The sequence below is a fragment of the Streptomyces sp. NPDC048434 genome (assembly GCF_043200375.1).
Classification (GTDB): Bacteria; Actinomycetota; Actinomycetes; order Streptomycetales; family Streptomycetaceae; genus Streptomyces.
Genome location: NZ_JBICXQ010000001.1, coordinates 389,023 through 412,633 on the forward strand (window position 1 = coordinate 389,023; position 23,611 = coordinate 412,633).

General features: G+C 73.9%; 22 protein-coding genes and 1 pseudogene. 18 read left to right on the forward strand and 5 right to left on the reverse strand.

Annotated elements, in window-relative coordinates; translation table 11 throughout:
- Nucleotides 1-70 precede the first annotated feature (70 nt).
- The 9 genes and pseudogenes from ACGFWI_RS01795 to ACGFWI_RS01835 all read left to right on the forward strand — a co-directional run.
- Nucleotides 71-871 (forward strand): annotated as a pseudogene (locus ACGFWI_RS01795) (CoA transferase subunit A); the annotation flags it as partial.
- Nucleotides 872-1,171: 300 nt separating this feature from the next.
- The gene (locus ACGFWI_RS01800; RefSeq protein ID WP_393903997.1) at nt 1,172-2,005 is read left to right on the forward strand and encodes a CoA-transferase subunit beta; all 834 of its coding nucleotides are present in this window, start codon (nt 1,172-1,174) and stop codon (nt 2,003-2,005) included.
- Nucleotides 2,005-3,252, forward strand: coding sequence for a thiolase family protein (locus tag ACGFWI_RS01805; RefSeq protein ID WP_393903905.1), 1,248 nt, complete (start codon nt 2,005-2,007; stop codon nt 3,250-3,252). The genes ACGFWI_RS01800 and ACGFWI_RS01805 overlap by 1 nt, the downstream gene beginning before the upstream one ends.
- An 83-nt stretch (nt 3,253-3,335) precedes the next feature.
- Nucleotides 3,336-4,211: a protocatechuate 3,4-dioxygenase subunit beta gene (pcaH, locus tag ACGFWI_RS01810; RefSeq protein ID WP_393903906.1), complete on the forward strand. Its 876-nt coding sequence runs from the start codon at nt 3,336-3,338 to the stop codon at nt 4,209-4,211.
- Complete coding sequence (gene pcaG, locus ACGFWI_RS01815) at nt 4,211-4,870, forward strand: protocatechuate 3,4-dioxygenase subunit alpha (RefSeq protein WP_393903907.1); 660 nt, start codon at nt 4,211-4,213, stop codon at nt 4,868-4,870. The genes pcaH and pcaG overlap by 1 nt, the downstream gene beginning before the upstream one ends.
- 55 nt (nt 4,871-4,925) lie before the next feature.
- Nucleotides 4,926-6,431: a 3-carboxy-cis,cis-muconate cycloisomerase gene (gene pcaB / locus ACGFWI_RS01820; protein WP_393903998.1), complete on the forward strand. Its 1,506-nt coding sequence runs from the start codon at nt 4,926-4,928 to the stop codon at nt 6,429-6,431.
- Complete coding sequence (gene pcaC, locus ACGFWI_RS01825; protein ID WP_393903908.1) at nt 6,428-7,681, forward strand: 4-carboxymuconolactone decarboxylase; 1,254 nt, start codon at nt 6,428-6,430, stop codon at nt 7,679-7,681. The genes pcaB and pcaC overlap by 4 nt, the downstream gene beginning before the upstream one ends.
- Nucleotides 7,678-8,880, forward strand: coding sequence for a 4-hydroxybenzoate 3-monooxygenase (locus tag ACGFWI_RS01830; protein WP_393903909.1), 1,203 nt, complete (start codon nt 7,678-7,680; stop codon nt 8,878-8,880). The genes pcaC and ACGFWI_RS01830 overlap by 4 nt, the downstream gene beginning before the upstream one ends.
- 390 nt (nt 8,881-9,270) lie before the next feature.
- Nucleotides 9,271-10,005, forward strand: a complete 735-nt coding sequence (locus tag ACGFWI_RS01835) for a hypothetical protein (protein ID WP_393903910.1) — start codon at nt 9,271-9,273, stop codon at nt 10,003-10,005.
- A gap of 123 nt (nt 10,006-10,128) precedes the next feature.
- On the opposite strand, the gene ACGFWI_RS01840 is transcribed toward ACGFWI_RS01835, so the two are convergent.
- Complete coding sequence (locus ACGFWI_RS01840) at nt 10,129-11,133, reverse strand: PP2C family protein-serine/threonine phosphatase (RefSeq protein WP_393903999.1); 1,005 nt, start codon at nt 11,131-11,133, stop codon at nt 10,129-10,131.
- 330 nt (nt 11,134-11,463) lie between these two features.
- On the opposite strand from ACGFWI_RS01840, the gene ACGFWI_RS01845 reads away from it, so the two are divergent.
- From ACGFWI_RS01845 to ACGFWI_RS01860, 4 genes are all read left to right on the forward strand, one after another.
- Nucleotides 11,464-12,525 carry an NAD-dependent epimerase/dehydratase family protein gene (locus ACGFWI_RS01845; protein WP_393903911.1) on the forward strand — a complete coding sequence of 354 codons (1,062 nt, stop codon included), beginning with the start codon at nt 11,464-11,466 and terminating at the stop codon, nt 12,523-12,525.
- Between the two features lie 86 nt (nt 12,526-12,611).
- A complete protein-coding gene (locus tag ACGFWI_RS01850; RefSeq protein WP_393903912.1) occupies nt 12,612-13,331 on the forward strand; it encodes a glycosyltransferase family 2 protein in 720 nt (239 codons plus the stop codon).
- Nucleotides 13,328-13,996 carry a DUF2064 domain-containing protein gene (locus ACGFWI_RS01855; protein ID WP_393903913.1) on the forward strand — a complete coding sequence of 223 codons (669 nt, stop codon included), beginning with the start codon at nt 13,328-13,330 and terminating at the stop codon, nt 13,994-13,996. Before ACGFWI_RS01850 ends, ACGFWI_RS01855 begins: the two co-directional genes overlap by 4 nt.
- Before the next feature lie 8 nt (nt 13,997-14,004).
- Nucleotides 14,005-14,742: a methyltransferase domain-containing protein gene (locus tag ACGFWI_RS01860; protein WP_393903914.1), complete on the forward strand. Its 738-nt coding sequence runs from the start codon at nt 14,005-14,007 to the stop codon at nt 14,740-14,742.
- Here ACGFWI_RS01860 and ACGFWI_RS01865 read toward each other — a convergent pair.
- Together ACGFWI_RS01865 and ACGFWI_RS01870 are read right to left on the reverse strand one after the other, a co-directional pair.
- A complete protein-coding gene (locus tag ACGFWI_RS01865) occupies nt 14,673-15,137 on the reverse strand; it encodes a hypothetical protein (protein WP_393904000.1) in 465 nt (154 codons plus the stop codon). The genes ACGFWI_RS01860 and ACGFWI_RS01865 overlap by 70 nt on opposite strands.
- 104 nt (nt 15,138-15,241) lie before the next feature.
- Nucleotides 15,242-16,495 carry a molybdopterin-dependent oxidoreductase gene (locus tag ACGFWI_RS01870; RefSeq protein WP_393903915.1) on the reverse strand — a complete coding sequence of 418 codons (1,254 nt, stop codon included), beginning with the start codon at nt 16,493-16,495 and terminating at the stop codon, nt 15,242-15,244.
- A 248-nt stretch (nt 16,496-16,743) separates the two neighbouring features.
- On the opposite strand from ACGFWI_RS01870, the gene ACGFWI_RS01875 reads away from it, so the two are divergent.
- Nucleotides 16,744-18,147 (forward strand): hypothetical protein, encoded by a 1,404-nt coding sequence (locus ACGFWI_RS01875; protein WP_393903916.1) that lies wholly within the window; start codon nt 16,744-16,746, stop codon nt 18,145-18,147.
- Nucleotides 18,148-18,172: 25 nt separating this feature from the next.
- Here the strand turns inward: ACGFWI_RS01875 and ACGFWI_RS01880 are convergent, their stop codons facing one another.
- On the reverse strand, nt 18,173-18,424 hold the full coding sequence (locus ACGFWI_RS01880; protein ID WP_393903917.1) for a hypothetical protein: 252 nt from the start codon (nt 18,422-18,424) through the stop codon (nt 18,173-18,175).
- A gap of 170 nt (nt 18,425-18,594) precedes the next feature.
- Between ACGFWI_RS01880 and ACGFWI_RS01885 the strand changes: the two genes are divergently transcribed.
- Nucleotides 18,595-19,134 (forward strand): MarR family winged helix-turn-helix transcriptional regulator, encoded by a 540-nt coding sequence (locus ACGFWI_RS01885; protein WP_393903918.1) that lies wholly within the window; start codon nt 18,595-18,597, stop codon nt 19,132-19,134.
- Between the two features lie 12 nt (nt 19,135-19,146).
- Here the strand turns inward: ACGFWI_RS01885 and ACGFWI_RS01890 are convergent, their stop codons facing one another.
- Nucleotides 19,147-20,340, reverse strand: a complete 1,194-nt coding sequence (locus ACGFWI_RS01890; protein ID WP_393903919.1) for a serine hydrolase domain-containing protein — start codon at nt 20,338-20,340, stop codon at nt 19,147-19,149.
- Between the two features lie 521 nt (nt 20,341-20,861).
- On the opposite strand from ACGFWI_RS01890, the gene ACGFWI_RS01895 reads away from it, so the two are divergent.
- The 3 genes from ACGFWI_RS01895 to ACGFWI_RS01905 all read left to right on the forward strand — a co-directional run bounded on the left by ACGFWI_RS01895 (nt 20,862) and on the right by ACGFWI_RS01905 (nt 23,145).
- Nucleotides 20,862-21,257, forward strand: coding sequence for a VOC family protein (locus ACGFWI_RS01895; RefSeq protein WP_393903920.1), 396 nt, complete (start codon nt 20,862-20,864; stop codon nt 21,255-21,257).
- 145 nt (nt 21,258-21,402) lie between these two features.
- Nucleotides 21,403-21,786: a hypothetical protein gene (locus ACGFWI_RS01900; RefSeq protein WP_393903921.1), complete on the forward strand. Its 384-nt coding sequence runs from the start codon at nt 21,403-21,405 to the stop codon at nt 21,784-21,786.
- 801 nt (nt 21,787-22,587) lie between these two features.
- On the forward strand, nt 22,588-23,145 hold the full coding sequence (locus ACGFWI_RS01905; RefSeq protein ID WP_393903922.1) for an ATP-binding protein: 558 nt from the start codon (nt 22,588-22,590) through the stop codon (nt 23,143-23,145).
- Nucleotides 23,146-23,611 lie beyond the last annotated feature (466 nt).

Sequence of the window (23,611 nt, forward strand, 5' to 3'; positions counted from 1 at the left end):
TCACTGTGCGAACAAGTTGATGAGGGGCGGCCCGTGAGGCCAGGCCCCGGCACGACCCGAGGGCGAGGACATGGCCGACATCCGTTCCCTGCACGATGCCGTCGCGGAGCTGATCCACGACGGCGACACCGTGGCGCTGGAGGGGTTCACCCACCTCATCCCGTTCGCCGCGGCGCACGAGATCATCCGTCAGGGCATCAAGGACCTCACGCTGGCCCGGATGACGCCGGACGTGGTCTACGACCAGCTGATCGGCGCGGGGGTGGCCGCCAAGCTGGTCTTCTCCTGGGGCGGCAATCCGGGCGTCGGTTCACTGCACCGCTTCCGGGACGCGGTCGAGAACGGCTGGCCCGCCCCGCTGGAGATCGACGAACACAGCCACGCCGGGATGGCCAACCGCTACGCCGCGGGCGCGGCACGGCTCCCGTTCGCCGTGCTCCGCGGCTACCGCGGCAGCGACATCCCGGCCCGTACGTCCACGGTCTCCACCGTCGTCTGCCCGTTCACCGGCGAGGAACTGGCCGCCGTTGCCGCCCTCACGCCGGATGTCACGGTCATCCATGCGCAGCAGGCGGACACGGCGGGCAATGTCCAGCTGTGGGGCCTGACCGGGGTGCAGAAGGAAGCGGCGCTGGCCGCCAGGCGTGTGCTGGTCACCGTCGAGGAGGTCGTCGAGGCACTGGAGCCCCGTCCCGGCGGCGTCGTCCTGCCCACGTGGGTCGTCGACGCGGTCGCGGTCGTCCCCGGTGGCGCCCATCCGTCGTATGCGGCGGGCTACTCGGTCCGTGACAACGCCTTCTACCGGGAATGGGACCGCATTTCGCGGGACCGGGCGGCGTTCGGGCGGTGGCTCGGCGAGTGTGTGCACCGGGAGCCCGGGGAGGAGGACAGGCCCGAGGCGCAGGGGGAGCAGGAGGAGCAGGGCGGCCAGGGCGAACGGGGCGACCAGAGCGAACGGGGGGATGCGGACCCGGCGCGGATGCCGGCCACGGTGTCGGTGACCGGAGCCACCGCTGCCGCGATGGCCGCCGCCCCGTCGACGGCGCGTACCACCACCCCTGACCCCGCCCCCGAAGCCGTACCGGAGCCCGCCCCTGAGGCGGCCCCGGAGCCCGTCCCCGAAAAAGCCCCCGAGCCCGTCCCCGAGTCCACCCCTGAGGGAGCCCCGGAGATGGCCCCCGACTGCACCCCCGACGAGCTGATGGAGATCAACGCCGCTCGTGCCCTGGCCGGTGCGCGGAGCTGCTTCGTCGGCATCGGGCTGCCCAGTACGGCCGCCAACCTCGCCCGCCGTACGGTCAATCCGGATCTGGTGCTCGTCTACGAGTCCGGCACCATCGGTTCGAAGCCGACCCGGCTGCCGCTGTCCATCGGGGACGGCGAGCTGGCCGACACCGCGGACTCGGTGGTGTCCGTGCCGGAGATGTTCAACTACTGGCTGCAGGGCGGCCGGATCGATGTCGGCTTCCTCGGCGCCGCACAGGTCGACCGGTTCGCCAATATCAACACCACCGTCGTCCGGCGTGGCCCCGGCCGTCCCGAGGGGCGGCTGCCCGGCGCCGGCGGCGCCCCCGAGATCGCTGCCAACTGCGGGCAGGTGCTGATGGTTCTGCGGCACAGCCGCCGTAACTTCGTCGGTTCTCTGGACTTCGTGACCACCCTCGGCCACGGCACCGGCCCCCGGGACCGGGCGGCACTCGGACTGCCCGGCGCCGGGCCGACCGCGGTCATCACCGACCTCGGCGTGCTGCGCCCCGACCCGGTCACCGCGGAACTCGTCCTCACCGATCTGCACCCGGGAGTGACGGCCCGACAGGTACGGGAGGCCACCGGCTGGGACCTCAGGGAGGCCGGCCGGATCGGTGTCACGGCCCCGCCCACCGCCGCCGAACTCACCGCCCTGCGGGCCCTGAAGGCGGCCACACACGACACCCCCGGTGTACCGGCGCACGACACCTCCGCCACAGGCACGGCCGACGCCCACCGCTCCCGGAAGGACGCCTGATGCTCACCGACCGCCCCCGGGACGTCCATGTCGTCGATGCCGTCCGCACCCCCTTCGGCAAATACGGCGGCATGCTCTCCGCAGCCCGTCCCGACGACCTCGCCGCGCATGTCGTCAGGGCCCTCGTGGACCGCGCGCCCGGACTGGATCCGGCCAGGATCGATGACGTCTACCTCGGCAACGCCAATGGCGCGGGTGAGGAGAACCGCGATGTGGCGCGGATGGCGGTGCTGCTCGCGGGGCTGCCGGTGACCGTGCCCGGTGTCACGGTCAACCGCCTCTGCGGCTCGGGTATGGAGGCGGTCATCCAGGCCGCCAGGGCCGTCGCGCTCGGCGATGCCTCCGTGGCCGTCGCCGGCGGCGTGGAGTCGATGAGCCGCGCGCCCTGGGTGCTGCCCAAGCCCGAACGGGCCTTCCCCGCAGGGCCGCAGACCCTGCACTCCACCACCCTCGGCTGGCGGCTGACCAACCCGCGGATGCCCGACGAGTGGACCGTCGCCCTCGGCGAGGGCGCGGAACTGATCGCCGACCGTTACGGCATCACCCGTGCGCAACAGGACGCCTATGCGCTGGCCAGTCATGAGAAGGCGGCGCGGGCCCGGAAGGACGGCGCCTTCGACGCGGAGGTCGTGCCGTACGAGGACGATGCCGTGGGTGCGGCCGCACGCCACGACGAGTGCATCCGTGAGGACACCTCACTCCAGGCGCTGGGAAAGCTGCGGCCCGCCTTCCGCAAGGCGGGCGAGGCGAGGCGGGGGTCCGGCCGGCCGGAGGCCGGGGGAGGCACCGTCACCGCCGGCAACTCCTCCCCGCTGAACGACGGGGCGGCGGCGCTGCTGCTGATGGACGAACAGGGGCTGCGCGCCTCAGGGTGCGAACCGCTCGCCCGGATCCGCAGCAGCGCCGTCACCGGTATCGCACCGCAGTACTTCGGGCTCGGCCCGGTCGAGGCGGCCGGGCGGGCCCTGGAGAAGGCCGGGCGCGGCTTCGATGCGCTGCGCACCGTCGAGCTGAACGAGGCGTTCGCCGCCCAGGCGCTCGGCTGTCTGGCCGGCTGGCCGGATCTCGACCCCGGCCTCGTCAACCCGCACGGTGGCGCCCTCGCCCTCGGGCATCCGCTCGGCGCCTCCGGGGCCCGGATCACGGGCGCGGTCGCCCACCGACTGGCCGCCGCCGGCACGGGTACGGGACTGGCGACGCTGTGCATCGGCGTGGGGCAGGGGCTCGCCGTGGTGCTGGAGAGGTAGCGCCCGCGTATCCCCACCTGCTGCGCCCGTCCCGTCCGCCCCGTCGGCCCCAACCCGTGACCCACCGCATGGAGATGGCACCCATGGCCCTGCCCCCGACCACCCCGCCCGGCGGTTCCCCCGACCTCGCCCCCGCCCCCGTCCCCGCGCCCGTTGCCCCGCTCCGGCGCGCCCCCGTCGCCCCGCCCCTCCCCACCCAGGCCGACATCAGCCGCGAGATCGCCGCCCTGCACACCGCCGGCGAACGCGACCGGGCGGCGGGCGCCCCGCCCCTCGAACACCCCGCCAGGGACTACGCCCCGTACCGCAGCAGCGCCTTGCGCCACCCCCACCGGCCGCTGGTCGAGATCGACCACCGTGCCGATCCGGAGGCCGTGGAGCTCCACGGACCCGCGTTCGGCGTCACGGACATCACCGACCTGGACGCCGATCTCACCCGGCAGCACGCCGGTGAGCCGCTCGGCGAACGCATCACCGTCACCGGCCGCATCCTCGACCGCACCGGCCGCCCCGTACGCGGTCAACTCGTCGAGATCTGGCAGGCCAACGCCTCCGGCCGGTACGCACACCAGCGCGACCAGCACCCGGCCCCGCTCGACCCCCACTTCACCGGCGCCGGCCGCTGTCTGACCGATGACGAGGGCCGCTACGCGTTCACCACCGTCAAGCCCGGCGCCTACCCGTGGCGCAATCACCACAACGCCTGGCGCCCGGCCCATATCCACTTCTCGCTCTTCGGACCGGCCTTCACCCAGCGGCTGATCACCCAGATGTACTTCCCCGGCGATCCGCTCTTCCCCTACGACCCGATCCTCGGCTCGGTCACCGACCCCGCGGCCCGTGCCCGCCTGGTCGCTGCCTACGACCACGAACTGTCCCGCCCCGAAACCTCCCTGGGCTACCGCTGGGACGTGGTCCTGGACGGCCCGTCCGCCACCTGGATCGAGGAAGGCCGCTGATGCCCCGCGCCACCACCCGCCACGACCCGCCCGACCGGACGCCCGGCGCACCGCCGGTGCCGCACGCCCCGACCCCCGCACAGACCGTCGGGCCGTTCTACGGCTATGCCCTCCCCTTCCCCGGCGGCGAGCGGATCGCACCGGCCGGCCACCCGGGGACGGTCACCGTGCACGGCTGCGTACGGGACGGCGCCGGCGCCCCCGTGCCGGACGCCCTGCTGGAGTTCTGGCAGGCGGGCCCGGACGGCAGCCTCACCGGCGCGCCCGGTTCGCTGCGCCGGGACCCGGCGACCGGCGCGGTCATCGGCCGCAACGGCGTGGACTTCACCGGCTTCGGACGGGTGCCGACCGACGCCGACGGGCACTACGCCGTCCGCACGCTGCCGGCCACCGCTCCCGCCGGGCGCCCGGACGCCGCGCCGTACCTCGCCGTGTGTGTCTTCGCCCGCGGACTGCTCCATCACCTGTTCACCCGGGTCTACTTCCCCGAGCATGCGACGGCCCACGCCGCCGACCCGTTGCTCGCGCGGCTGCCCGCTGACCGGGCGCGTACGCTGCTCGCCCGCCCCGACGGCCCCGGCCGGTACCGCTTCGACGTCCATCTGCAGCAGGCGGAGGACGGCACGTACGAGGAGACGGTCTTCCTTGCCTTCCGCTGACCTGCCGGGGGCCGGCACGCCCTCGTCGGTCGAACTCCCTTACGACGACGCCGACATGGGGTTGCTGGCTCCGTCCTGGGCCGGCTCCGCCGTGGCCCGCGTCACCGGTGACGCCGGGTATCTGCGTGCCCTGCTCGACGCGGAGGCCGCGCTGACCCGTGCCCAGGCCGCCCTCGGCCTCGCACCGGAGCAGGCGGCCGCCGCCGTCACCGCCGCGGCCGCCGGCCTCCACCGCGACGCCGACCCCCGAACCCTCGCGCTGCGCGCCCGCGCGGCGGGCAACCCGGTGGTCCCGCTCGTCGCCGATCTGACGGCCGCCGTCGCCTCCCGCGACCCGAAGGCCGCCGCCTATGTCCACCGGGGCGCCACCAGCCAGGACATCCTCGACACCGCCACGATGCTGGTCTGCGCCCGCGCCGTGGACACGGTGCTGGTGGACCTCACCCGCACCGCCGACGCGCTGCACCGTACGGCCGCGGAACACCGCGACACCCCGATGGCGGGCCGCACCCTCACCCAGCACGCGGTGCCGACCACCTTCGGCCTCAAGGCCGCGGGCTGGCGCAGCCTCGTGCTCGACGCCCGCGACCGGCTCGCGTCCGTACGGGCCGCGCTGCCCGTGCAACTGGGCGGTGCGGCCGGAACCCTGGCCGCGTTCCATGCCTACGCGGAAGCCGAAGCCGAAGGCGGACCCGGACCCGGACCCGAGCGCGGGCCCGCGCCCGCTCCCGACCTGGGCGGACGGCTCCTCGCCCGCTACGCCGCCGAGACCGGACTCGCCGAACCGGCCCTGCCCTGGCACACCTTGCGCACCCCCGTAGCCGATCTGGCCGGTGCGCTCGCCTTCACCGCGGGCGCCCTCGGCAAGCTCGCCGCCGATGTCCTCACCCTCTCCCGCACGGAGCTCGGCGAGCTCTCCGAGGGCACCGGCGGGGGCTCCTCCGCGATGCCGCACAAGGCCAACCCGGTGCGTGCCACGCTGATCGCGGCCGCCGCCCGGCAGGTCCCGGCCCTGGCCGCGGTGCTCTACGGGTGTCTCGCCGCCGAGGACGAGCGACCGGCCGGCGCCTGGCACGCCGAATGGCAGCCGCTGCGGGACGCCCTGCGGGTGGCCGGCGGCGCGGCCCGGGACGCCGCCGAACTCACCGCGGAACTGCGGGTCCACCCGCACCGCATGCGGCAGAACCTCGACGCGACGGGCGGACTGGTCGTCACCGAACGCCTCGTCGCGGCCCTCACCGCCCTGACCGGCCGCGACGAGGCCCGCCGCATCATGGACACGGCGGCCCGGCGCACCGCGGCGGAGGGCATCGAGCTGGCCACGGCGCTGCGCGACGCGCTGCACACGGCCCGGGGCGAGGACGGGGCTGCCGCCGGGCCGCCGAAGGGTTCCGTCCCGTCCGATGCCCCGGCTGTCCCGTCCGGCGCCCCGGCCGTGCCATCCCTCCCCGAGTCCCGTCTGCGTCAACTCCTCGATCCCACCGCCTATTTGGGGTCCGCCGGTGCCCTGGTGGACCGCGCGCTGGCCCGTACCGAGAACGACCCGCAGGAGTCCGAATGACCCAGTCACCCGCCGCCCCGCTCCTCCATCACACCGTGGACGGCCCCGAAGGCGCCCCGCCACTCCTCCTGGGCCCCTCGCTCGGCTCCTCGCACGCCGTATGGGACCCCCAACTCCCCGCCCTGGCACGCCGGTACCGCGTCGTACGCTGGGATCTGCCCGGCCACGGCGGCACCCCCACCGACGTACTGGCTCCCGCACCGGTCCCCACCACCACCGTGCCCGAGCTGGCCCGGCTGGTCCTGGATCTCGCCGACTCCCTCGGCATCGAACGGTTCGCCTACGCCGGGATCTCGCTCGGCGGCGCCGTCGGTGCCTGGCTCGCCGCCGATCACCCCGAGCGGATCGCCTCGCTCGCCCTGATCTGCTCCGCCGCCCGGTTCGGAGAGCCGGCCGGATGGCGGGAGCGGGCCGCGCTCGTACGGGAAGCCGGGCTCGGACCGGTCGCCGAGACCACCGCGAGCCGCTGGTTCACCCCGTCCTTCGCCGGCTCCCCGCAGGCCGTGGCCCTGGTCGACACGGTGCGCAGCGGGGTGGCGCCCGCGGGCTATGCGGCCTGCTGCGACGCGCTCGCCGGTTACGATCTGCGCGCCGATCTGGGCCGGATCACCGCCCCCACACTCGTCGTCGCGGGCCGCGCCGATCCGGCCACCCCGCCCGCCTGCGCCCGCGAACTCACCGACGGCATCCCGGAAGCGAGCCTGGTCGAACTGGCCGCCGCCGCCCACCTCGCGAACGTCGAACGCCCGGCCCCGGTGCTGGCCGCCCTGCTCGGCCATCTCGCCGCGCACCCGCAGGACGGCCCGGCGGATCCGGCCGCCGGCCTCCCCGCCGCGGACGACCGATCCCGGCACGCGGCGGGCACCGCCGTACGCCGTGCTGTCCTCGGCGACGCCCATGTGGACCGGTCCCAGGCCCGCACCAGCGCTCTCACCGAGGTCTTTCAGGACTTCATCACCCGCTACGCCTGGGGTGAGATCTGGACCCGCCCCGGGCTGTCCCGCCGGACGCGCAGCTGCATCACCCTCACCGCGCTGGTGGCCCGCGGCCACCACGACGAACTGGCGATGCATCTGCGGGCCGCCCTCCGCAACGGCCTCACCCCGCAGGAGATCCAGGAAGTCCTCCTCCAGTCCGCCGTCTACTGCGGCGTCCCGGCCGCCAACACCGCCTTCGCCGTCGCCGACCGCATCGTCGCCGCACACCTCGACGACCCGGCACCGCACCCCGCGGAAGGAACCGAGAAGTGAACCGCACCCGCCACAGCACGGTCGGCATCATCGGCGGCGGCCCGGCGGGGCTGTTGCTCGCCCGGCTGCTGCACCGTTCCGGCGTCGACTGTGTCGTCCTGGAGAGCCGGGACCGCGCTTACGTCGAACAGCGGCAGCGCGCGGGAATCCTGGAACAGGGCACCGTCGATGTGCTGCGCGCCTGCGGGGCGGGGGAGCGGATGGACCGTGCGGGCCTGGTCCACGACGGTGTCGAGCTGCGCTGGGACCGGCGCGCCCACCGTCTCGACTTCCCGGCGCTGACCGGCGGCCGACGGGTGACGGTCTACGCCCAGACGGAGGTGGTGAAGGACCTGATCGCCCTGCAGCTCGACGACGGGGCGCCGCTGCTGTTCGGGGCGCAGGCGCTGGAGGTGACGGGCGCGGACACCGGCCGGCCCGGTATCCGCTATCGCCACCAGGGCCGCGAGCAGACCCTGACCTGTGACTACGTCGTCGGCTGCGACGGCTTCCACGGCGTGGCCCGGCAGGCGGTACCGGAGCACGCACGCCGCACCTACGAGCGCGGCTACCCGTACTCCTGGCTCGGTGTGCTCGCCGATGTCCCGCCCTCCTCCGACGAGTTGATCTACGCTCACTCCGCACGCGGCTTCGCGCTGTTCAGCATGCGAACACCGACCGTCAGCCGGCTCTACCTCCAGGTCCCCAACGGCACCGACCCGGCGGACTGGCCCGACGACCGCATCTGGGACGAACTGGAGGCGCGGGCCGCGATCGACGCCCCCTGGAAACCGGCCCGCGGGCCGCTCACCGCCAAGGCCGTACTGCCCATGCGGAGTTCGGTCACCGAACCGATGCGGTATGGGCGGGTGCTGCTGGCCGGCGATGCGGCGCATATCGTGCCGCCCACCGGAGCCAAGGGCCTCAACCTCGCCGTCGCCGATGTCACCGTGCTGGCCCACGCCCTCGACCGGCTGCACCACACCGGCTCGACGGAGCTGCTCGACGCCTACTCCGACACCTGTCTGCGCCGGGTCTGGCGCGCCGAACACTTCTCGTACTCCATGACGACGACCCTGCACACCGCCCCGGACCAGAGCCCGTTCGACACCCGGCTGCAGCTCTCCCGGCTCGACCGGATCGCCGCCTCCCCGCATGCCGCCGCGGAGCTGGCGGAGAACTACACGGGGCTGCCCTTCGACGTCGGGACTCTCCACTGAGGCCGGACTGCCCCCCGACATCGGGGCTGCCGCTGACATCGGGGCTCCTCCGGCCTCGGGGCCACCTCCGGCCCGGGACGTGTCCGATGGGTCGCGTGACTTCTGCTGGGTCGTGTGACTTCTGGGTGTCCTGACCGTTCCGGTCGCTGTGGGCGGGACGCCTGTGGCTATGACCTTGACCTGTCGGATGCCCCTGATTCCGGCAAGCAACTGCATGCTTCCCAACTGGGCGACACAGTCCGGTACTTCGGGTTCTCCTTGGCGTCCTCCCCCTACTCGCACCCGTGTTAGCCGGACGTTAGCGGAGCGGCAGCCTCGCGACAGTGGCCCCGATCAGAGTGGGTGACGTACCGAGAGACAACGACACCGACTGCCCCGGGGGAATCCGAAATGAGCTCCAGCACCACTGTCCGCACCGCTCGTCGCCGCACGCTGCGCGTTGCCGCCGTGGCCCTGACCGCGGTCGCCGGCCTCACCCTGACCGCCTGCTCCGGCTCGGACGCCGCCGGCGCGAAGCCCGCAGGCCACACGGACACGGACACGGGCATGGCCGCCGCCGAGTCCAGCGGCGCGGGCTCCTCCGCCGGAGCGCAGGGCTCCGATGCCCAGGCGGGTCCCAGTGCCAAGGCCGAGACCAAGGCCGACACCAAGGCGGGCGCCGCGGGCAAGCAGTCGGGCAGCACGCACGCCACCGGCGGTGGCACGGCGGCATCCCCGGTCCGCACCCAGCGCCTGGCGGACGGCATCAGCAAGGCCGAGATCTACAAGCTCGGCGACCAGCACTACCGTGCCAAGATCGTCGCCCGCGGTTCGGTCCTGGCCACGCTGGAGACGACGGGGCGCGACGCCGGGCTCGACGCCAACGACATGTTCGTCACGCTCACGCTGGACGGCCAGGTCCATTCCTGGATGGGCGGCGGACACCAGGGACCGGGCACCTTCACGCTCGCCGGCGGCTGGACGGCCAAGGTCACGAAGGTCGGCGAGCTGCGGTACCGCGCGCAGATCCTCGGCCACGACGGCGTGGCCGCCACGCTGGAGACGAACCAGCACGACGTCGGGGTCGACGCCAACGGCGTGTACATCGTGCTCAGCAACGGCGGTGTGATCAGCGCCCACAAGTAAAGCCCCGCCTGGCTGCGGCGGTGGAGCCACCTCCGCAGCCAGGCGGCTCCACCGCCGCAGCGGTCGCCGTTCCACTGACCGCCACCACCGCCTCCGCCGCCCGCCCCCCGGCCTGACGCCGGTTCAGCGGGCCGCGCGATGGCGGACCAGCAGCATCGCCGCATCGTCGTGCAGCGGCCCCTCGACATGCTCGACCAGGTCCTCGCGCACCGCGCGCAGCGCGGCCTCCGGGTCGGGGTCCTTGAGCAGTGCGGCGCGCTCGTCGAGGGGGTAGAAGCGGCCCACCGCATCGCGGGCCTCGGTGACGCCGTCGGTGTAGAAGAGCAGTTGGTCGCCGGGCGTGAACGGCACCTCGTAGGGGATCGGCGCCCCGGCGTCGTGGAGGCTGAGGCCGAGCGGCAGGGCGCGGTCGGGCGGTGCGGCGAAGGCCACCGCGCCGGTGGGGCGGACGACCAGCGGCGCCGGGTGGCCGAAGTTGAGCAGCGTGGCGTTCGGACCGTCACCGATCTCGGCGAGCACCGCCGTGACGAACCGTTCGCCGGACAGATGGCGGTTCAGTGCCCGCTCGACCCGCTCGCCGACGGCCGGCAGATCCGGTTCGTCGTGTGCCGCCTCCCGGAAGGCACCCAGCACCACCGCCGCGCTCTCCACGGCCTCCAGGCCCTTGCCCTGCACATCGCCGACGATGATCCGCACCCCGGCGGGCGAGGTCACCACCTCGTACAGATCGCCGCCTATCCGGGCCTCGGCCACCGCCGAGGTGTACGAGACCGCGATCCTCAGCGGGCCCGCACCGCGCGGCACGGGGCGCAGCAGCACCCGCTGGGCGACCTCGGCGATGGAGCGGACGCTGGCCAGCTCCGCCTCGCGCCGCTGCCGCATCACCGCGGCGACCACCCCGGCCGCGGTCACTCCCGCGACCGACAGCAGCGCGGTCAGCCCGCGCCGGTTCTCGAACACACCGTTGTAGACCCCCAGGCCGAGGCAGAGCACGAACGCCGTCAGCCCGACCACGGCGGTCCGCCGCCAGCCGCCGACCAGCCCCGCGAACGCCGGTCCCAGCGACACCAGGGGGAGAAACCCGACGCCCGGACCCGCAGTGAGGTCGACCGTGGTGACCACGGCCATGACCGCGTACGGCAGCGCGGACAGCACACGGGAGCCGGTGCGCTGCTCCTCGTTCTCCACGGTCAAGGTGTTCTCCGACGGTGTCAGGTGAAGTGATCGGGTGAGGGGCCGTCGGCCGTCGGAGTGTCCGAAAGCGGCCCCCCGACCCCCGACCTGAGCATATGCAACATATGCCGTACCGAAATACCTCGAATGCGCCCTGTTACCGAATTGCAGTGGCCAGGACGGCGGGGAGGCCGCCGCGCCGGACGCGGCCGCGGATCTTACGGACCCATGACACGGTGGCTCAGGCGCGGGCCGGCGCGCCCTGTCCCGCTTAGCGTGACCAGCATGCGTGTACTGGTCACCGGCGGCGCCGGCTTCATCGGATCGCAGGTCGTCGAGGCGCTCACGGCGCGCGGCCACGAGCCCGTCGTGCTCGATGCCCTGCTGCCCTCGGCGCATCCCGAGCCCCCGCCGCCGCGCCCGGGGGAGCGGCGCATCGTCGCCGACGTACGGGACCGGGCGGCGGTCGACGCGGCCCTGCGGGGTGTGCGGGCGGTCTGCCATCAGGCGGCGATGGTGGGCCTGGGCAAGGACTTCGCGGACGCGCCCGACTATGTCGGCTGCAACGACCTGGGCACAGCGGTGCTGCTGGCCGCGATGGCCGAGGCCGGGGTGCGCGACCTGGTGCTCGCCGGGTCGATGGTGGTCTACGGGGAGGGGCGCTACACCTGCCCCGGCCACGGAGTGGTGCGGCCCGGCCCACGGGCGGTGGCCGATCTGGACGCGGGGCGGTTCGAGCCGCGCTGCCCGCACTGCGGCGCCGCACTGCGGCCGGGGCTGGTCGGCGAGGACGCGCCCACCGATCCGCGCAACGTCTACGCGGCCACCAAGCTCACCCAGGAACATCTGGCCGCCTCCTGGGCGCGTGCCACCGGCGGCCGGGCCGTCGCGCTGCGCTACCACAATGTCTACGGGCCCGGGATGCCGCGCGACACCCCGTACGCGGGGGTGGCCTCGTTCTTCCGCTCGGCGCTGGCCCGCGGTCAGTCGCCGACGGTCTATGAAGACGGCGGCCAGCGGCGGGACTTCGTCCATGTGCGGGATGTCGCCACGGCCAACGCGGTGGCCCTGGAAGCCCTGCCGGACCGGGCGGCGGGCACCCTCACCGCGTACAACACGGGCAGCGGGGTGCCGCACACCGTGGGCGAGATGGCGCGGACCCTGGCCGAGGCCTGCGGCGGACCGGCGCCCGTCGTGACGGGGGAGTACCGGCTCGGCGACGTACGGCACATCACCGCCTCGTCGCAGCGGATCGCCGAGGACCTCGGCTGGCGGGCGGCGACCGGATTCGCCGAGGGGATGCAGGAGTTCGCCCGGGAGGGGATGAGGGCGGCGCCGACGGGGTGACCCACGGCGCCGCCGGCCCTCCGGCAGCCACCTTCCACGAGAACCTGAAAATCCCTGTTGTCCGCTTCTGATGCATAGGTGAAGGCGTGACCCACTCCCCTCCTCCCGCCCCCCGAACCGCCTCGGTGGATGTCGTGCTGCCCTGCCTCGACGAGGCCGCCGCGCTGCCCTGGGTGCTGGCGCGGATCCCGGCCGGCTGGCGGGCGATCGTCGTGGACAACGGCTCCACCGACGGTTCCGCCGAGATCGCCCGCGGCCTGGGCGCCACCGTGGTGCACGAGCCGCGCCGCGGCTTCGGCGCCGCCTGCCACGCCGGACTGCTGGCCGCCGACGCCGACATCGTCTGCTTCTGCGACTGCGACGCCTCGCTCGACCCCGTGCTGCTCACCCCGTTCGTCCGCGCCGTCCGCGACGGCGCCAGCGATCTGGTGCTGGGCCGCCGCCGCCCGCAGGGACGCGGCGCCTGGCCGCCGCACGCCCGGCTCGGCAATCTCGCACTCGCCCGGATGCTGCGCCGCCGTACCGGACTGCGGCTGCACGACCTCGGCCCGCTGCGCGCCGCCCGGCGTACCGCGCTGCTCGGCCTCGGCCTCACCGACCGCCGCAGCGGCTACCCCCTGCAGATGGTCGTCCGGGCCGCCGACGCGGGCTGGCGCGTCGAGGAACGCGATGTGCCCTACCGTCCGCGCACCGGCCGTTCCAAGGTCACCGGCACCTGGCGCGGTACCTGGCACGCGGTGCGCGATATGCGCACCGTCCTGAACCAGCCACCGCTCGCGCCCCGTACGGAGGAGACGGCCCGATGACCGAGCCCGCAGACCGCCCGGCATGTCCCGGGCCGACGACGCTCCTGGTCATCGCCAAGGAACCGGTGCCCGGCCGGGTCAAGACCCGCCTCACCCCGCCCTACACGCCTGACGAGGCCGCCCAATTGGCCGAGGCCGCGCTGTACGACACCCTCCAGGCCGTACGCGCCATGCCCGCCCGGCGGCGGGTGGTCGTCCTCGACGGCCGTCCGGGGAACTGGCTGCCGCCCGGCTTCGAGGTCCGGCCGCAGTGCGGCGGCGGCCTCGACGAGCGGCTCGCCGCGGCCTTCGCCGACAGCGCGGGCCCGACCCTGCTCATCGGCATGGACACCCCTCAGGTCACCCCCCAACTCCTCGCCCCTGCACTGGACTTCGGTGGCTGGGACGACTGCGACGCCTGGTTCGGCGGGGCCGAGGACGGCGGATTCTGGGCGCTCGGCCTGGCCGTTCCCGACCCCCGGCTGCTGCGCGGCGTCCCCATGTCCACCGAACACACCGGCGCCGCCCAGCGCGCGCGGCTGACCGCCGCCGGGCTCCGGGTGCGGGACCTGCCGCCGCTGCGGGACGTCGACACCGCGGACGATGCGGAGCGGGTCGCGGCCGCGGCACCCGCCGGACGGTTCGCCGCCACCCTCGCCCGGCTGACCCCGGTCACCGGACGATGAGCACCGCCATGCCGCCCACGGCACAAACCGACCGGCACGACACCGTCACCTGGGGCGCGGACCCCTACGCCGACGCCCTGCGCAGTGGCCGCGGCCCGCTCTTCCTGCGCCGCAGTGACGGCTGGCTGCTGCCCCTGGAGGTCGAGCGCTGGTGCGCCGGTGCGGACGCCGCCGATCTGTCGGCGCTGCGCCGCTGCGAGGGCACCGTCCTCGACATCGGCTGCGGCCCCGGCCGGCTGGTCGCGGCGCTCGTCGCACAGGGCCGGCGGGCGCTCGGTATCGACGTCAGCGCGGCCGCGGTGGCCCGCACCGCAGCGGTCGGCGGCTCCGCACTGCACCGCTCCGTCTTCGACTCCCTTCCCGGCGAGGGGAGTTGGGGCACCGCACTGCTCCTCGACGGCAATATCGGCATCGGCGGCGACCCGTGCGCCCTGCTCACCCGCACCGCGGAACTGGTCGGCCGGCGCGGTCTGCTGATCGTGGAGACCACCGCGGCGGATGTCGACGAACAGGTCCAGGTCCGGGTCGAGCGCGGGTACCACCCCTGCCCCGGTGCACCGGAGGCACCGGGCGAGCTGTTCCCCTGGGCCCGGGTCGGCGGCCCCGCGCTGCTGCGCTACGCGGCCGCCGCCGGCTGGACGCCCGTCGAGCAGTGGACCGTCACGGACCGGGCCGATCAGGTACCGGGCGCCGAACGCTGCTTCGTCTCCATGCGCCGCCGGGACCTCTCGCGCAGCCGCTGCTGAACCGTACGGCCCGCCAGCCACAGCGCGGACAGTGCGCACAGCCCGGCGGTGACCAGCAGCCAGCGGGTCAGGAACACCCCGCCGGGCAGCCTCGTCGTGGCCTCGTAGTGTGCCGCCGAGCCGCTGCCCACCGAGCCGGCGATCAGCGGGAACCACACCAGCAGCAGCAGCCCGGACAGCGCGGCGGGCACCCGGACATACGCCGTCCAGGCCCGGTGCCCGCCGGTCCCCGCCGTGCAGCGGACCACCGCACGGTCGGCGAGCGCATACAGCGGCAGCAGCACCAGATCGTGCAGCAGCGCCGCGCCGGCGAACCAGCCGAGCACCAGCGGCCACTGCCCGCCGGCCAGCAGCCGCACCCCCGCGAAGGCGGTGAGCGCGAACGAGGCGAGCATCAGCAGCAGATGCAGCGGACCCTCGCCGTACCGGCGCGGGGGGCGCACCGCCCTGAGTGCCCGCACCGCCCGTTCGCGCCGTGCCGATTGCCTCGTCCGCACCTTCACCACTCCCCGAACGTCAGCCGCGCGACCCACTTGGTGTTGAGCACCCCGGGCGCCGCCGGGACGATGATCCGCGCCGGATAACCGTGGTCGGCGGACAGCTCCGCGCCGCCCACCCGCAGCGCGAGCAGCGCCCGCGGATCGCGCACCTGGTTGTCCCGCAGTGCGGCCCGGCGGAACGCGCCGTGCAGCTGGAGCGACTCCACCAGCACACCGGGCGGCCGTTCACCGAGCCCCACCAGCGCGGCGAGGTCCCGCAGCCGCACCCCGCTCCACTGCTGGTCGTCCGTCGACCAGCCCTCGACACAGGCGATCGGCAGCGTCGCCGTGTGCTGCGGCAGCCTCAGCAGCTCGGCGCGGCTGATCCGCACCCGCCGCCCGCCGCCCTCGACCGTCAACCGCCAGTCCCCGCCGGTCTCCTGGGTCCGGATGCCGACGGCCGCGGCGGTCTTGTTGATCTGGAAGCCGTTCGGGCCGCTGCCCGGATCGCGGCCACCGTGCGGCGCCAGCACGGCCGTCCGCCGCCACCACCCGCCGATGCTCTGCCCGGCCGTCGTCGTGAACAGCAGCAGTGAACCGGCGCCGACCAGCCCCAGCGCTCCCCGCCGGGTCACGGTCGGCCGGTCCGGCCGGGCCGCCACCAGCCCGGTGTCATCGTCCGCCGCACCCGGGTCGGTGCGCTCCCGCAACGCCCGTACGGTCCGCGGCAGACGCAGCACCAGATGGGCGGCGAAGGCCCCTATGAACACCCACGCGCCGTAGAAGTGCAGCGGATAGAACGACCCGGGAAAGAGGTACTCCAGCTGGATGTTGAGGATGCCGGTGATGAACTCGAACAGCGCCCCGCCGACCAGCAACAGCAGCGAGAGCCGCTCCAGTGCATGGCCGGGGGACCGGGCCGGCGGCAGGGTGAACAGCTTCGGGATCACCGACCACAACTTCGCCAGCAGGACGGGCACCAACGCGATCCCGACGGTGACATGCAGCCCCTGGGTGAGCCGGTAGAGCCAGTACGGGCCGGTCGGCCAGCTGAAGAGGTAGAAGCCCAGCAGGCCCTTGTCGGGCGTCTTGTCGTTGACACCGCCGGCCAGATCCGGGTTGTACGCGGCGTACGACAGCAGACCGGTCACGAACAGCAGCGTGATCCCGGCCAGCAGGACGACGCCGAGCAGCGCGGTCAGCCGCGGGCCGCGCAGCGGACTGCGCCAGAACGACGGCGATGCCGGGGAAGTGAGAGGGGGAGGGGCACTCATGGTGTGTCCTTGGCGGTTGGCGCGACGAGGGTCCGCCGCCTGGGCCGGGCCGGCGGTCAGGGCCGGCGGGCCTGATCTCGACGGTATGCCGCGACCGGTGCGCCGACAGGGCCGTGCCGCATGACGAAACTCTGACGTCGGCGCGCGGTCAGACCCTTCGACGGCAGGGCGCCGGGGAAATCTGACGGAACGATGACGCCGCGGCCACCGAGCGGCCGTTGCCGCCGGCCGGCGCCTAGCGTGCCGCTGTGACCTCCCGTGTGACCCCCCGTCCGGCCTCCCCTCCGCCCTCCCCGCAACGCCCCGTGCACCGCCTCGATCTGGCCGCCGCCGCGGCCGGCGCCCTCCTCGTCGTGGCTGCCGCGCTGGCCGGTACCGTCATCGAGCACGCCAACGGCAGCCTGCACGTCAACTGGCCTCCGCTGTACGCCTCGTGGTCCCCGCACCTGGGCCCCGGCACCCCCGCCGCGCTCGCGGTCGCCGTCGTGGTGATCGTCCACGGGCCGCCCCTCGCGGCCCGGTTGGCCTGGCGCCCCCTCGTCCTCACGGGCTGGGCCGCCGCCCTGGCCTGGACGTGGGCACTGGCGCTGATAGACGGCTGGCGGACCGGTATCGCCGGCCGGCTCACCACCGAGTACGAGTACCTGACCGTCATCCGCCGCTTCGACGCTCTCGGCCCGGCGCTCCGCGACTTCACCCACCACATCCTCAACAACGCGCCGGACCACTGGCCCGCCCATGTCGCCGGGCATCCACCGGCCGCCGTCCTCACCTTCGTCGGCCTGGACCGCATCGGTCTGGGCGGTGGCGGCTGGGCCGGCGTCTGGTGCATCACGGTCGGCACCTCCGCCGTGGCCGCGGTCCTCATCGCGCTGCGCGCCCTCACCGACGAGCCGACCGCCCGCCGGGCCGCCCCGTTCCTCGTACTGGCTCCGGCCGCCGTCTGGGTGGGCACCTCGGCGGACGGCTACTTCGCGGCCGTCGCCGCCTGGTCCCTGGCGCTGCTCGCCCTCGCCGCCACCCGCCGCACCCGCCGTCCGGCCGCCGCCGCCCTGGCCTCCGGGCTTCTCCTCGGTCTGACCTGCTATCTCTCCTACGGCCTCACCCTGGTCGCGCTGATTGCCGCGGCGATCTTGCTGCTCACCCGTACCGCGCGCCCGCTGCCCCTCCTGGCGGCCGGGGCGGTGACCGTCGCGGCCGTCTTCACCCTTGCCGGATTCCGCTGGTGGGAGGGCTATCACCTGCTGATCGAGCGCTACTACCAGGGCGCCGCGGCGGTCCGCCCGTACGCCTACTGGGTGTGGGGCAATCTGGCCTGCACCGTCCTGATCACCGGCCTGGCGACGGTGGCAGGTCTGCGCCGCACCCTCGCGGCGGCCCCCACCGCCCTGCGCGGGCTCCGCCCGTCCGCCGGGCCGCTGCGCGCCCCCGCCGACCGGCTGGCCGTCCTGGTGTCGGCGGTGCTGCTCGCCGTGCTGGTCGCCGATCTCTCCGGGATGAGCAAGGCGGAGACCGAACGCATCTGGCTGCCGTTCGCCGCCTGGCTGCCGGCCGCCTGCGCCCTGCTGCCCACGACCCGGCACCGCACGTGGCTGACGGCCCAGGCCGTACTGGCACTACTGATCAACCACCTTCTGTACACCGGGTGGTGACGGTATATCAGGTTTGTGCCAGGGGTCAGGCGAGGTAGGGGCGGGTCGAGTTCACCCGGCCGGGGCGCAGGATCCGGATCGGGCCGAGATTGCAGGACGGGCAGTCGTTGAGGGTCAGCGGCGAGGGGACCCGGGAGCCGCGGGCGAAGTAGTCGGCGCGCCGGTGGCCGGCCAGATCCGTGGTGTGCCGGATCTCGTACTCCTCTTCCCAGCCGTGTCCACAGTGCAGACAGACGAATGCATACGCCTCGTGAACCGTCTCGGTGTCCCGTTCCATGGTCATCACGCCCTCTCGGGCCCGCCGCACTCGCGCCGGGCCGGCTGCATGCCGCACTTCCCATTATTGCGCTCTGCAAGGGGGTTCGCGGGGGCAGATTTCCGTACCCCCGATGGCCTTCGGCAGGGCCCGCCACCAGGCACGATGCCCTCACCGGGTATAAAGGCGCCATGGGGCACGACGCGCAGCGCGCACCGCGGCAGGCCGGGGCGGCCGCGCCCGGCGAGGATCTCGATCACGACGTCGAGGAGGTCATTGCCGCGGTGCTGACCGCCTCCCGGCTGCTGGTCGGGATCTCCGCCCGGTCGCTCGCACGCACGGCCCCCTCCCTCACCCTGCCTCAGCTGCGGGCCCTGGTGGTGCTGGACGGCCAGGGCCCGGCCAAGCTCGCCGCGCTGGCCGCGGCGCTGGGCGTCAACCCGTCCACCGCGATGCGGATGGTCGACCGGCTGGAGGCGGCCGGCGGCGTCACCCGGCAGACCAACCCCGGCAACCGCCGCGAGGTCGTACTGAGCCTGACGGAAGAGGGCCGCCGTCTCGTCGAGCGGGTGCTGGCCGACCGGCACACGGAGATCGCCGAGATCGTCGCCCGGCTGCCGGCCCCCCAGCGCGCCGGGCTCATCGACTCGTTGCGCGCCCTCACCGGCGTGGCGGGCGAGCCTCCGGTGGCCCCGCGACCGGCGCCGCCGCCCGAATCGGCCGCTCCGTGAGGCGGCCGGGCCTCACCTGCGGTTCTCCTCCAGAGCCCGGTACACCGCCCGGACCAGGCCGCGGTTGCGCGGGTCGTCACCCGTCGTGCCACCGTCGTACTTGTTCATGGTGTACGCGTAGGACAGCCGGTTCTCCGGATCCGCGAAGGCATACGAGCCGCCCGCGCCACCGTGCCCGAACGCCCCGGGATTGGGCCCCGCCTGGCCCCGGTGGTTGAGCATGTAGCCCAGACCCCAGCGGTGTTCGTGGCCCGCCGGGGCGAGCGCATCGATCGTCAGATCACGCTCGCCCGGCAGGCTCTGCGACCGGCGCATCGCCTCCAGGGTGCCCGGACCCACCAGCTTGCCGCCCGCCAGCGCGCCGTACACGGTCGCCAGCCCACGGGCGTTGGCGTGGGCGTTGCCCGCCGGGATCTCGGCCGACCGGTAGGCGGCGCTGTTGACATCCCCGGTGGGGATGTACGTCAGGGCCAGCATCACCACGGCCAGCGGATGGTCGGACAACGTCCGGAACGGCGGCGCGGGTACGCCGGGGAACCGCTCGGCGATCCGCGCCTCGTCCAGCTGCCCGACCATGTCCGCACAGCGGGCGTGCTCCTCGGCGGGGGTGCCGATGAACACCCCCGCGTCCAGCGGCCCGGTGATCTCGCTGCGCAGGAACGCGCCGAGGGACTGTCCGGTGATCCGCCGTACGACCTCGCCCACCAGGTATCCGAAGGTCACCGCGTGATAGCCCTGCGCGGTGCCCGGCTCCCACCACGGCGGGGTCGCTGCCAGGGTGGCGCACACCCGGTCCCAGTCGTAGGCGTAGCCGGCGGGGAGCGGCTCACGGGGCGCGATCAGGCCGGCGCGGTGGCTGAGCAGCCAGCGTACGGGTATGTCCTGCTTGCCGGCCTGTCCGAACTCGGGCCAGTACCGGGCCACCGGCGCATCGAGGTCCAACTCGCCCCGGTCCACGAGGAGATGGGCGCACAGCGCGGTCATCCCCTTGGATGTCGAGTAGACATTCACCAGGGTGTCGCGCTCCCAGGCGCGGGTCCCGGCGGCGTCCGCATGGCCGCCCCACAGGTCGACCACCGCCTCGCCGTCCACGGTCACCGTGACCGCCGCGCCGATGTCGCCGTGCTCGCTGAAGTTCCGCTCGAACGCTTCTTGTACGCCGGTGAAGTTCGGTGCGCAGTGGCCATTGACGGTGGCTGGTCCCACGGTGGCTCTCCTCGCGTCGTCCGTGTGCGGTCATCCCGTGCTTCCGTACGTGCGTACGGCGTCCCCTACCGGATGATCCGTCCGGCTCGATGCCCGTGGCAACCATGTGGGTCCGGACGGCTCAGCGGCGCGTGTCCGGATTCCGCCCCCGGCGGGTGAGTACCGGCCCGCCCGGCATAGACCGTGGCCGGGCGGCCTTCGTCGTCCCTCTGCGGAGAGACGGTGCACCCGGAACCGTCGATGAGCCGCATCCCCCTGGCCGGCGACTCCAGCTGCCCGTGGCGCCCGGACCCCGCGAGACCGTGGTCCGCAAGAGCGCGAGAGGTGCGTCATCGCCACCGCCCGTAAGGCCCTGGCCCGCGACTTCCGTGTCGTCCTGCCGCACCACGCACCCGCCACCTACGGCATTCCGGCGGCACCCGGCACCGATTCCCGCTCCGGTTCCGGTTCGGACCGATGAATCAGCACCCCGGACGCGGTCTGTCCCACTGACCCCATAGGCCACGCAACCGGAGGAGACCATGTCTGCCACCCGATCCCCATCCCCGTCCCCTGCCCCCGCCGCCGTCCAGCCGGTGATCGTCACCCCTGACCTCGATCGTCTGCAGGCCTTCTACAGCCGGCTGGTGGGCGCCGAGGAATTCACCCGGGTGCCCGAGGAGGGCCCGGTCTTCTTCGTCGGGCTGCGGCTCGACGGCTCGGAGCTGGGCATCGTGTCGGACCGGAGCGTCGAGACCGGCACCCCGACCCGGATCCTGCTGAGCATCGCCGTGGCGGACGTCGACGCCCTGCTGGACCGGGTCGAGCCGCTCGGCGGAAAGGTGCTCGGACCCGCCAACGACATGCCCTGGGGCCAACGGGTCGCCCATATCCGGGACCCGGACGGCAACGCGGTCAACCTCACCCAGCCGGTCTGACGGCAGCCCCGGCCGGCGGCCGGTTCCGGGGTGCGGCCGCCGTCCGTCCGCCCCTTCGCGCGCCTCCGGTCGCACACACCGGTCCGCGGGGCGAGCCTGGAAGCGTTCGGCTCCCGGAGGACGGCCGCAGAGGAAGGTCACCACAGTGAACAGCGCGAAACCGGCAGACACGGAACATGTATCCGCCGAGGTGATGGTGGAGCTGGAGAGCTGCGCGACGCAGGACGCGCATGCCGTCTTCAGTGCGCTGCGCACCTCCTTCACCTCCGACCGGGCGGCGGACGACGTACCCGAGGAGGTCGCCGGGGCGGGCTCGACCGTGTGGACCTCGACCTTCGACGTGAGTGAACTCAAGTCCGCGGCCGAGCCCCGCCGGCTGACCGCCCCCGTCCTGGTCAGCCTCCAAGGCGGCTACTGGGCGGTCGACCAACTGTGCAAGGGCCTGGAGTCCGCGTTCACGGTGCACGTCCTCGGCACGGCAGCCGGCGACCAGGAGAAGGAGGTCGAACTCCGACTGGAGACCCGTTAGCGGGTCACTCACGGCGGGGGAGGAGCGGGGACCCGCGCGACCACGCGGGCCCGGCCCGCGGCAGCTGCCCCCACGGCCTGGAACGTGGAGGAGCGCACCGGGCGGGGTCCCCCGAAGCCGCGCCCTGGAGCCGGCCATGGACGAACTCGCTGTCCTGAGGGACAGCGCCCCCGTCGACCTGCGGATCCGTGATGAACCGGACACCGAGCCGGACAGCGACCGCGCCTTCAGCAGCCGTCCCCTCGTCGGCTGTCCGCGCGACGGTGCGGAGCGCTTCGGCCCGCTGCCGGGTCGCCGCCGCGCGCGCCGTGCCGGAGGACCGGATCCGGAACGAGACCGGCAGCAGGGATCCGCCACCCGCGGCGGCGGTGGGCGGCTCCGCGGTCGGCCACATCCTCAACTCCCTTACAGCACACCCCTGTTCAACGGCGGCATGACCAGGGGCCTGGCGACCCTGGCTCGACGAGGAGGACCCCCACCTCAACCCAAGGGCAGCAAGGGCATCGGGGAGATCGCCATCGTGGGCACCGCGGCGGCCCTCGGCAACGCCGTACGGCACGCCACCGGCCCTCCGGTTGCGCGACCTCCCGCTCGCTCCGGACAAGGCCCTGGCGGGGCCGCGGACCGGCCAGGACGGTGCCGTGTCCCGGAATTCCGGCGGTTCATGATCTGTTGCGGAACCCGCTCCGCGGGGTCACCATGTCAAATGACCCATACGTGATAAATGCTCACTCTTCGTGTTTCGGGGTTCGTTGGTCCAACGAGGTGAAGGGCATGAGCCTCGCGGTGAGGAGCCACGACATGACACTTCCCAGCGACCGGCACTACACGGTCGAACTGCATGCTTCGGCGGAGCGTGTGCCGCAGATCCGGCGAATTCTTACCGCGCACCTGCGGTACTGGGATCTCGAACTGCATATCCCGCCCGTATGCCGGGGAGTGGCGGAACTCCTGACCAATGTCCATCGCCATATCGGGCCGCAGGCCCGGTGCGTCATCGAACTCCGCTGGACCGGCCGTCACCTCACGGCGTCCGTCGCCGACGAGGGGCCACGGCTGCCGAAACTGCTCTCCGTCGCCGGCGGTGGACTCTCCACAGTGGCGGCACTCAGCGACAGTTGGGGCACCTGTGGCACCGCGGACGGCAAGGTCATCTGGTTCACCCGCCGGGTCCAGGCGACCCGCAAGTCCCGGCTGACGAGCCGCACTCCGCTGCGCAGCGTGCCCGACGCAAAGGTCCAGCCGGCGGTGCCGCCGGCCGAACCGGTCGAGCCGCAGGCCGAGCCCGCGCCCGAGCCCGCCGTCGCGGCCGCCGCCGAGGCCGCCCCGGCGCGGTCCGCGGTGTCGCTCGTCGTCTGACCACTACCGATTCGATCTCGTCCGACACACCCTCGACGGGGCCGGCGAGGCGACTGACGCTCACCCCTGTCACGCCTCGCCCACGGGCACGGTATCCGTCCGCCGGGCCTCCCACGCGCGCGCTCTGCGCCGCCGCCCGGGACACCGCCCCGCGCTCCTGCCGGCACGGCAGTTGAGGAGCTCACCGCCGTCGAGCGGTCGCCTGTCACGCCGCGCTGCCGAGCGTGACACCGTCCGGGCCCTGGTGTTCAGCCGCCGCTCACCGTAGCGTGGCGCGGAGGCCGTTGCCCGGACCTGTGTGCGTCCCGCCCCGTTCCAGGTGTGGGCCTGCGCCTGCGGGGCGTTGCCCTGCTGTGAAGCCGCCCGCCGGCCGCGCCTCCCGCCGCTCACTCCGGTGTCCTGAGGGCCGCCGCCCGGCCCGCCGCGCCCCCTTGCCCGGAATGCCCCGGGATGTGGTGTGCCCCGC

Bases quoted from the DNA above. Each gene is read 5' to 3' on its own strand.
- ACGFWI_RS01800 (WP_393903997.1), top strand. From the start codon at position 1,172: ATGGCCCCCGACTGCACCCCCGACGAGCTGATGGAGATCAACGCCGCT.
- ACGFWI_RS01805 (WP_393903905.1), top strand. From the start codon at position 2,005: ATGCTCACCGACCGCCCCCGGGACGTCCATGTCGTCGATGCCGTCCGC.
- pcaH (WP_393903906.1), top strand. From the start codon at position 3,336: ATGGCCCTGCCCCCGACCACCCCGCCCGGCGGTTCCCCCGACCTCGCC.
- pcaG (WP_393903907.1), top strand. From the start codon at position 4,211: ATGCCCCGCGCCACCACCCGCCACGACCCGCCCGACCGGACGCCCGGC.
- pcaB (WP_393903998.1), top strand. From the start codon at position 4,926: ATGGGGTTGCTGGCTCCGTCCTGGGCCGGCTCCGCCGTGGCCCGCGTC.
- pcaC (WP_393903908.1), top strand. From the start codon at position 6,428: ATGACCCAGTCACCCGCCGCCCCGCTCCTCCATCACACCGTGGACGGC.
- ACGFWI_RS01835 (WP_393903910.1), top strand. From the start codon at position 9,271: ATGAGCTCCAGCACCACTGTCCGCACCGCTCGTCGCCGCACGCTGCGC.
- ACGFWI_RS01840 (WP_393903999.1), bottom strand. From the start codon at position 11,133: ATGGCCGTGGTCACCACGGTCGACCTCACTGCGGGTCCGGGCGTCGGG.
- ACGFWI_RS01845 (WP_393903911.1), top strand. From the start codon at position 11,464: ATGCGTGTACTGGTCACCGGCGGCGCCGGCTTCATCGGATCGCAGGTC.
- ACGFWI_RS01855 (WP_393903913.1), top strand. From the start codon at position 13,328: ATGACCGAGCCCGCAGACCGCCCGGCATGTCCCGGGCCGACGACGCTC.
- ACGFWI_RS01860 (WP_393903914.1), top strand. From the start codon at position 14,005: ATGCCGCCCACGGCACAAACCGACCGGCACGACACCGTCACCTGGGGC.
- ACGFWI_RS01865 (WP_393904000.1), bottom strand. From the start codon at position 15,137: ATGCTCGCCTCGTTCGCGCTCACCGCCTTCGCGGGGGTGCGGCTGCTG.
- ACGFWI_RS01870 (WP_393903915.1), bottom strand. From the start codon at position 16,495: ATGAGTGCCCCTCCCCCTCTCACTTCCCCGGCATCGCCGTCGTTCTGG.
- ACGFWI_RS01880 (WP_393903917.1), bottom strand. From the start codon at position 18,424: ATGGAACGGGACACCGAGACGGTTCACGAGGCGTATGCATTCGTCTGT.
- ACGFWI_RS01885 (WP_393903918.1), top strand. From the start codon at position 18,595: ATGGGGCACGACGCGCAGCGCGCACCGCGGCAGGCCGGGGCGGCCGCG.
- ACGFWI_RS01895 (WP_393903920.1), top strand. From the start codon at position 20,862: ATGTCTGCCACCCGATCCCCATCCCCGTCCCCTGCCCCCGCCGCCGTC.
- ACGFWI_RS01905 (WP_393903922.1), top strand. From the start codon at position 22,588: ATGACACTTCCCAGCGACCGGCACTACACGGTCGAACTGCATGCTTCG.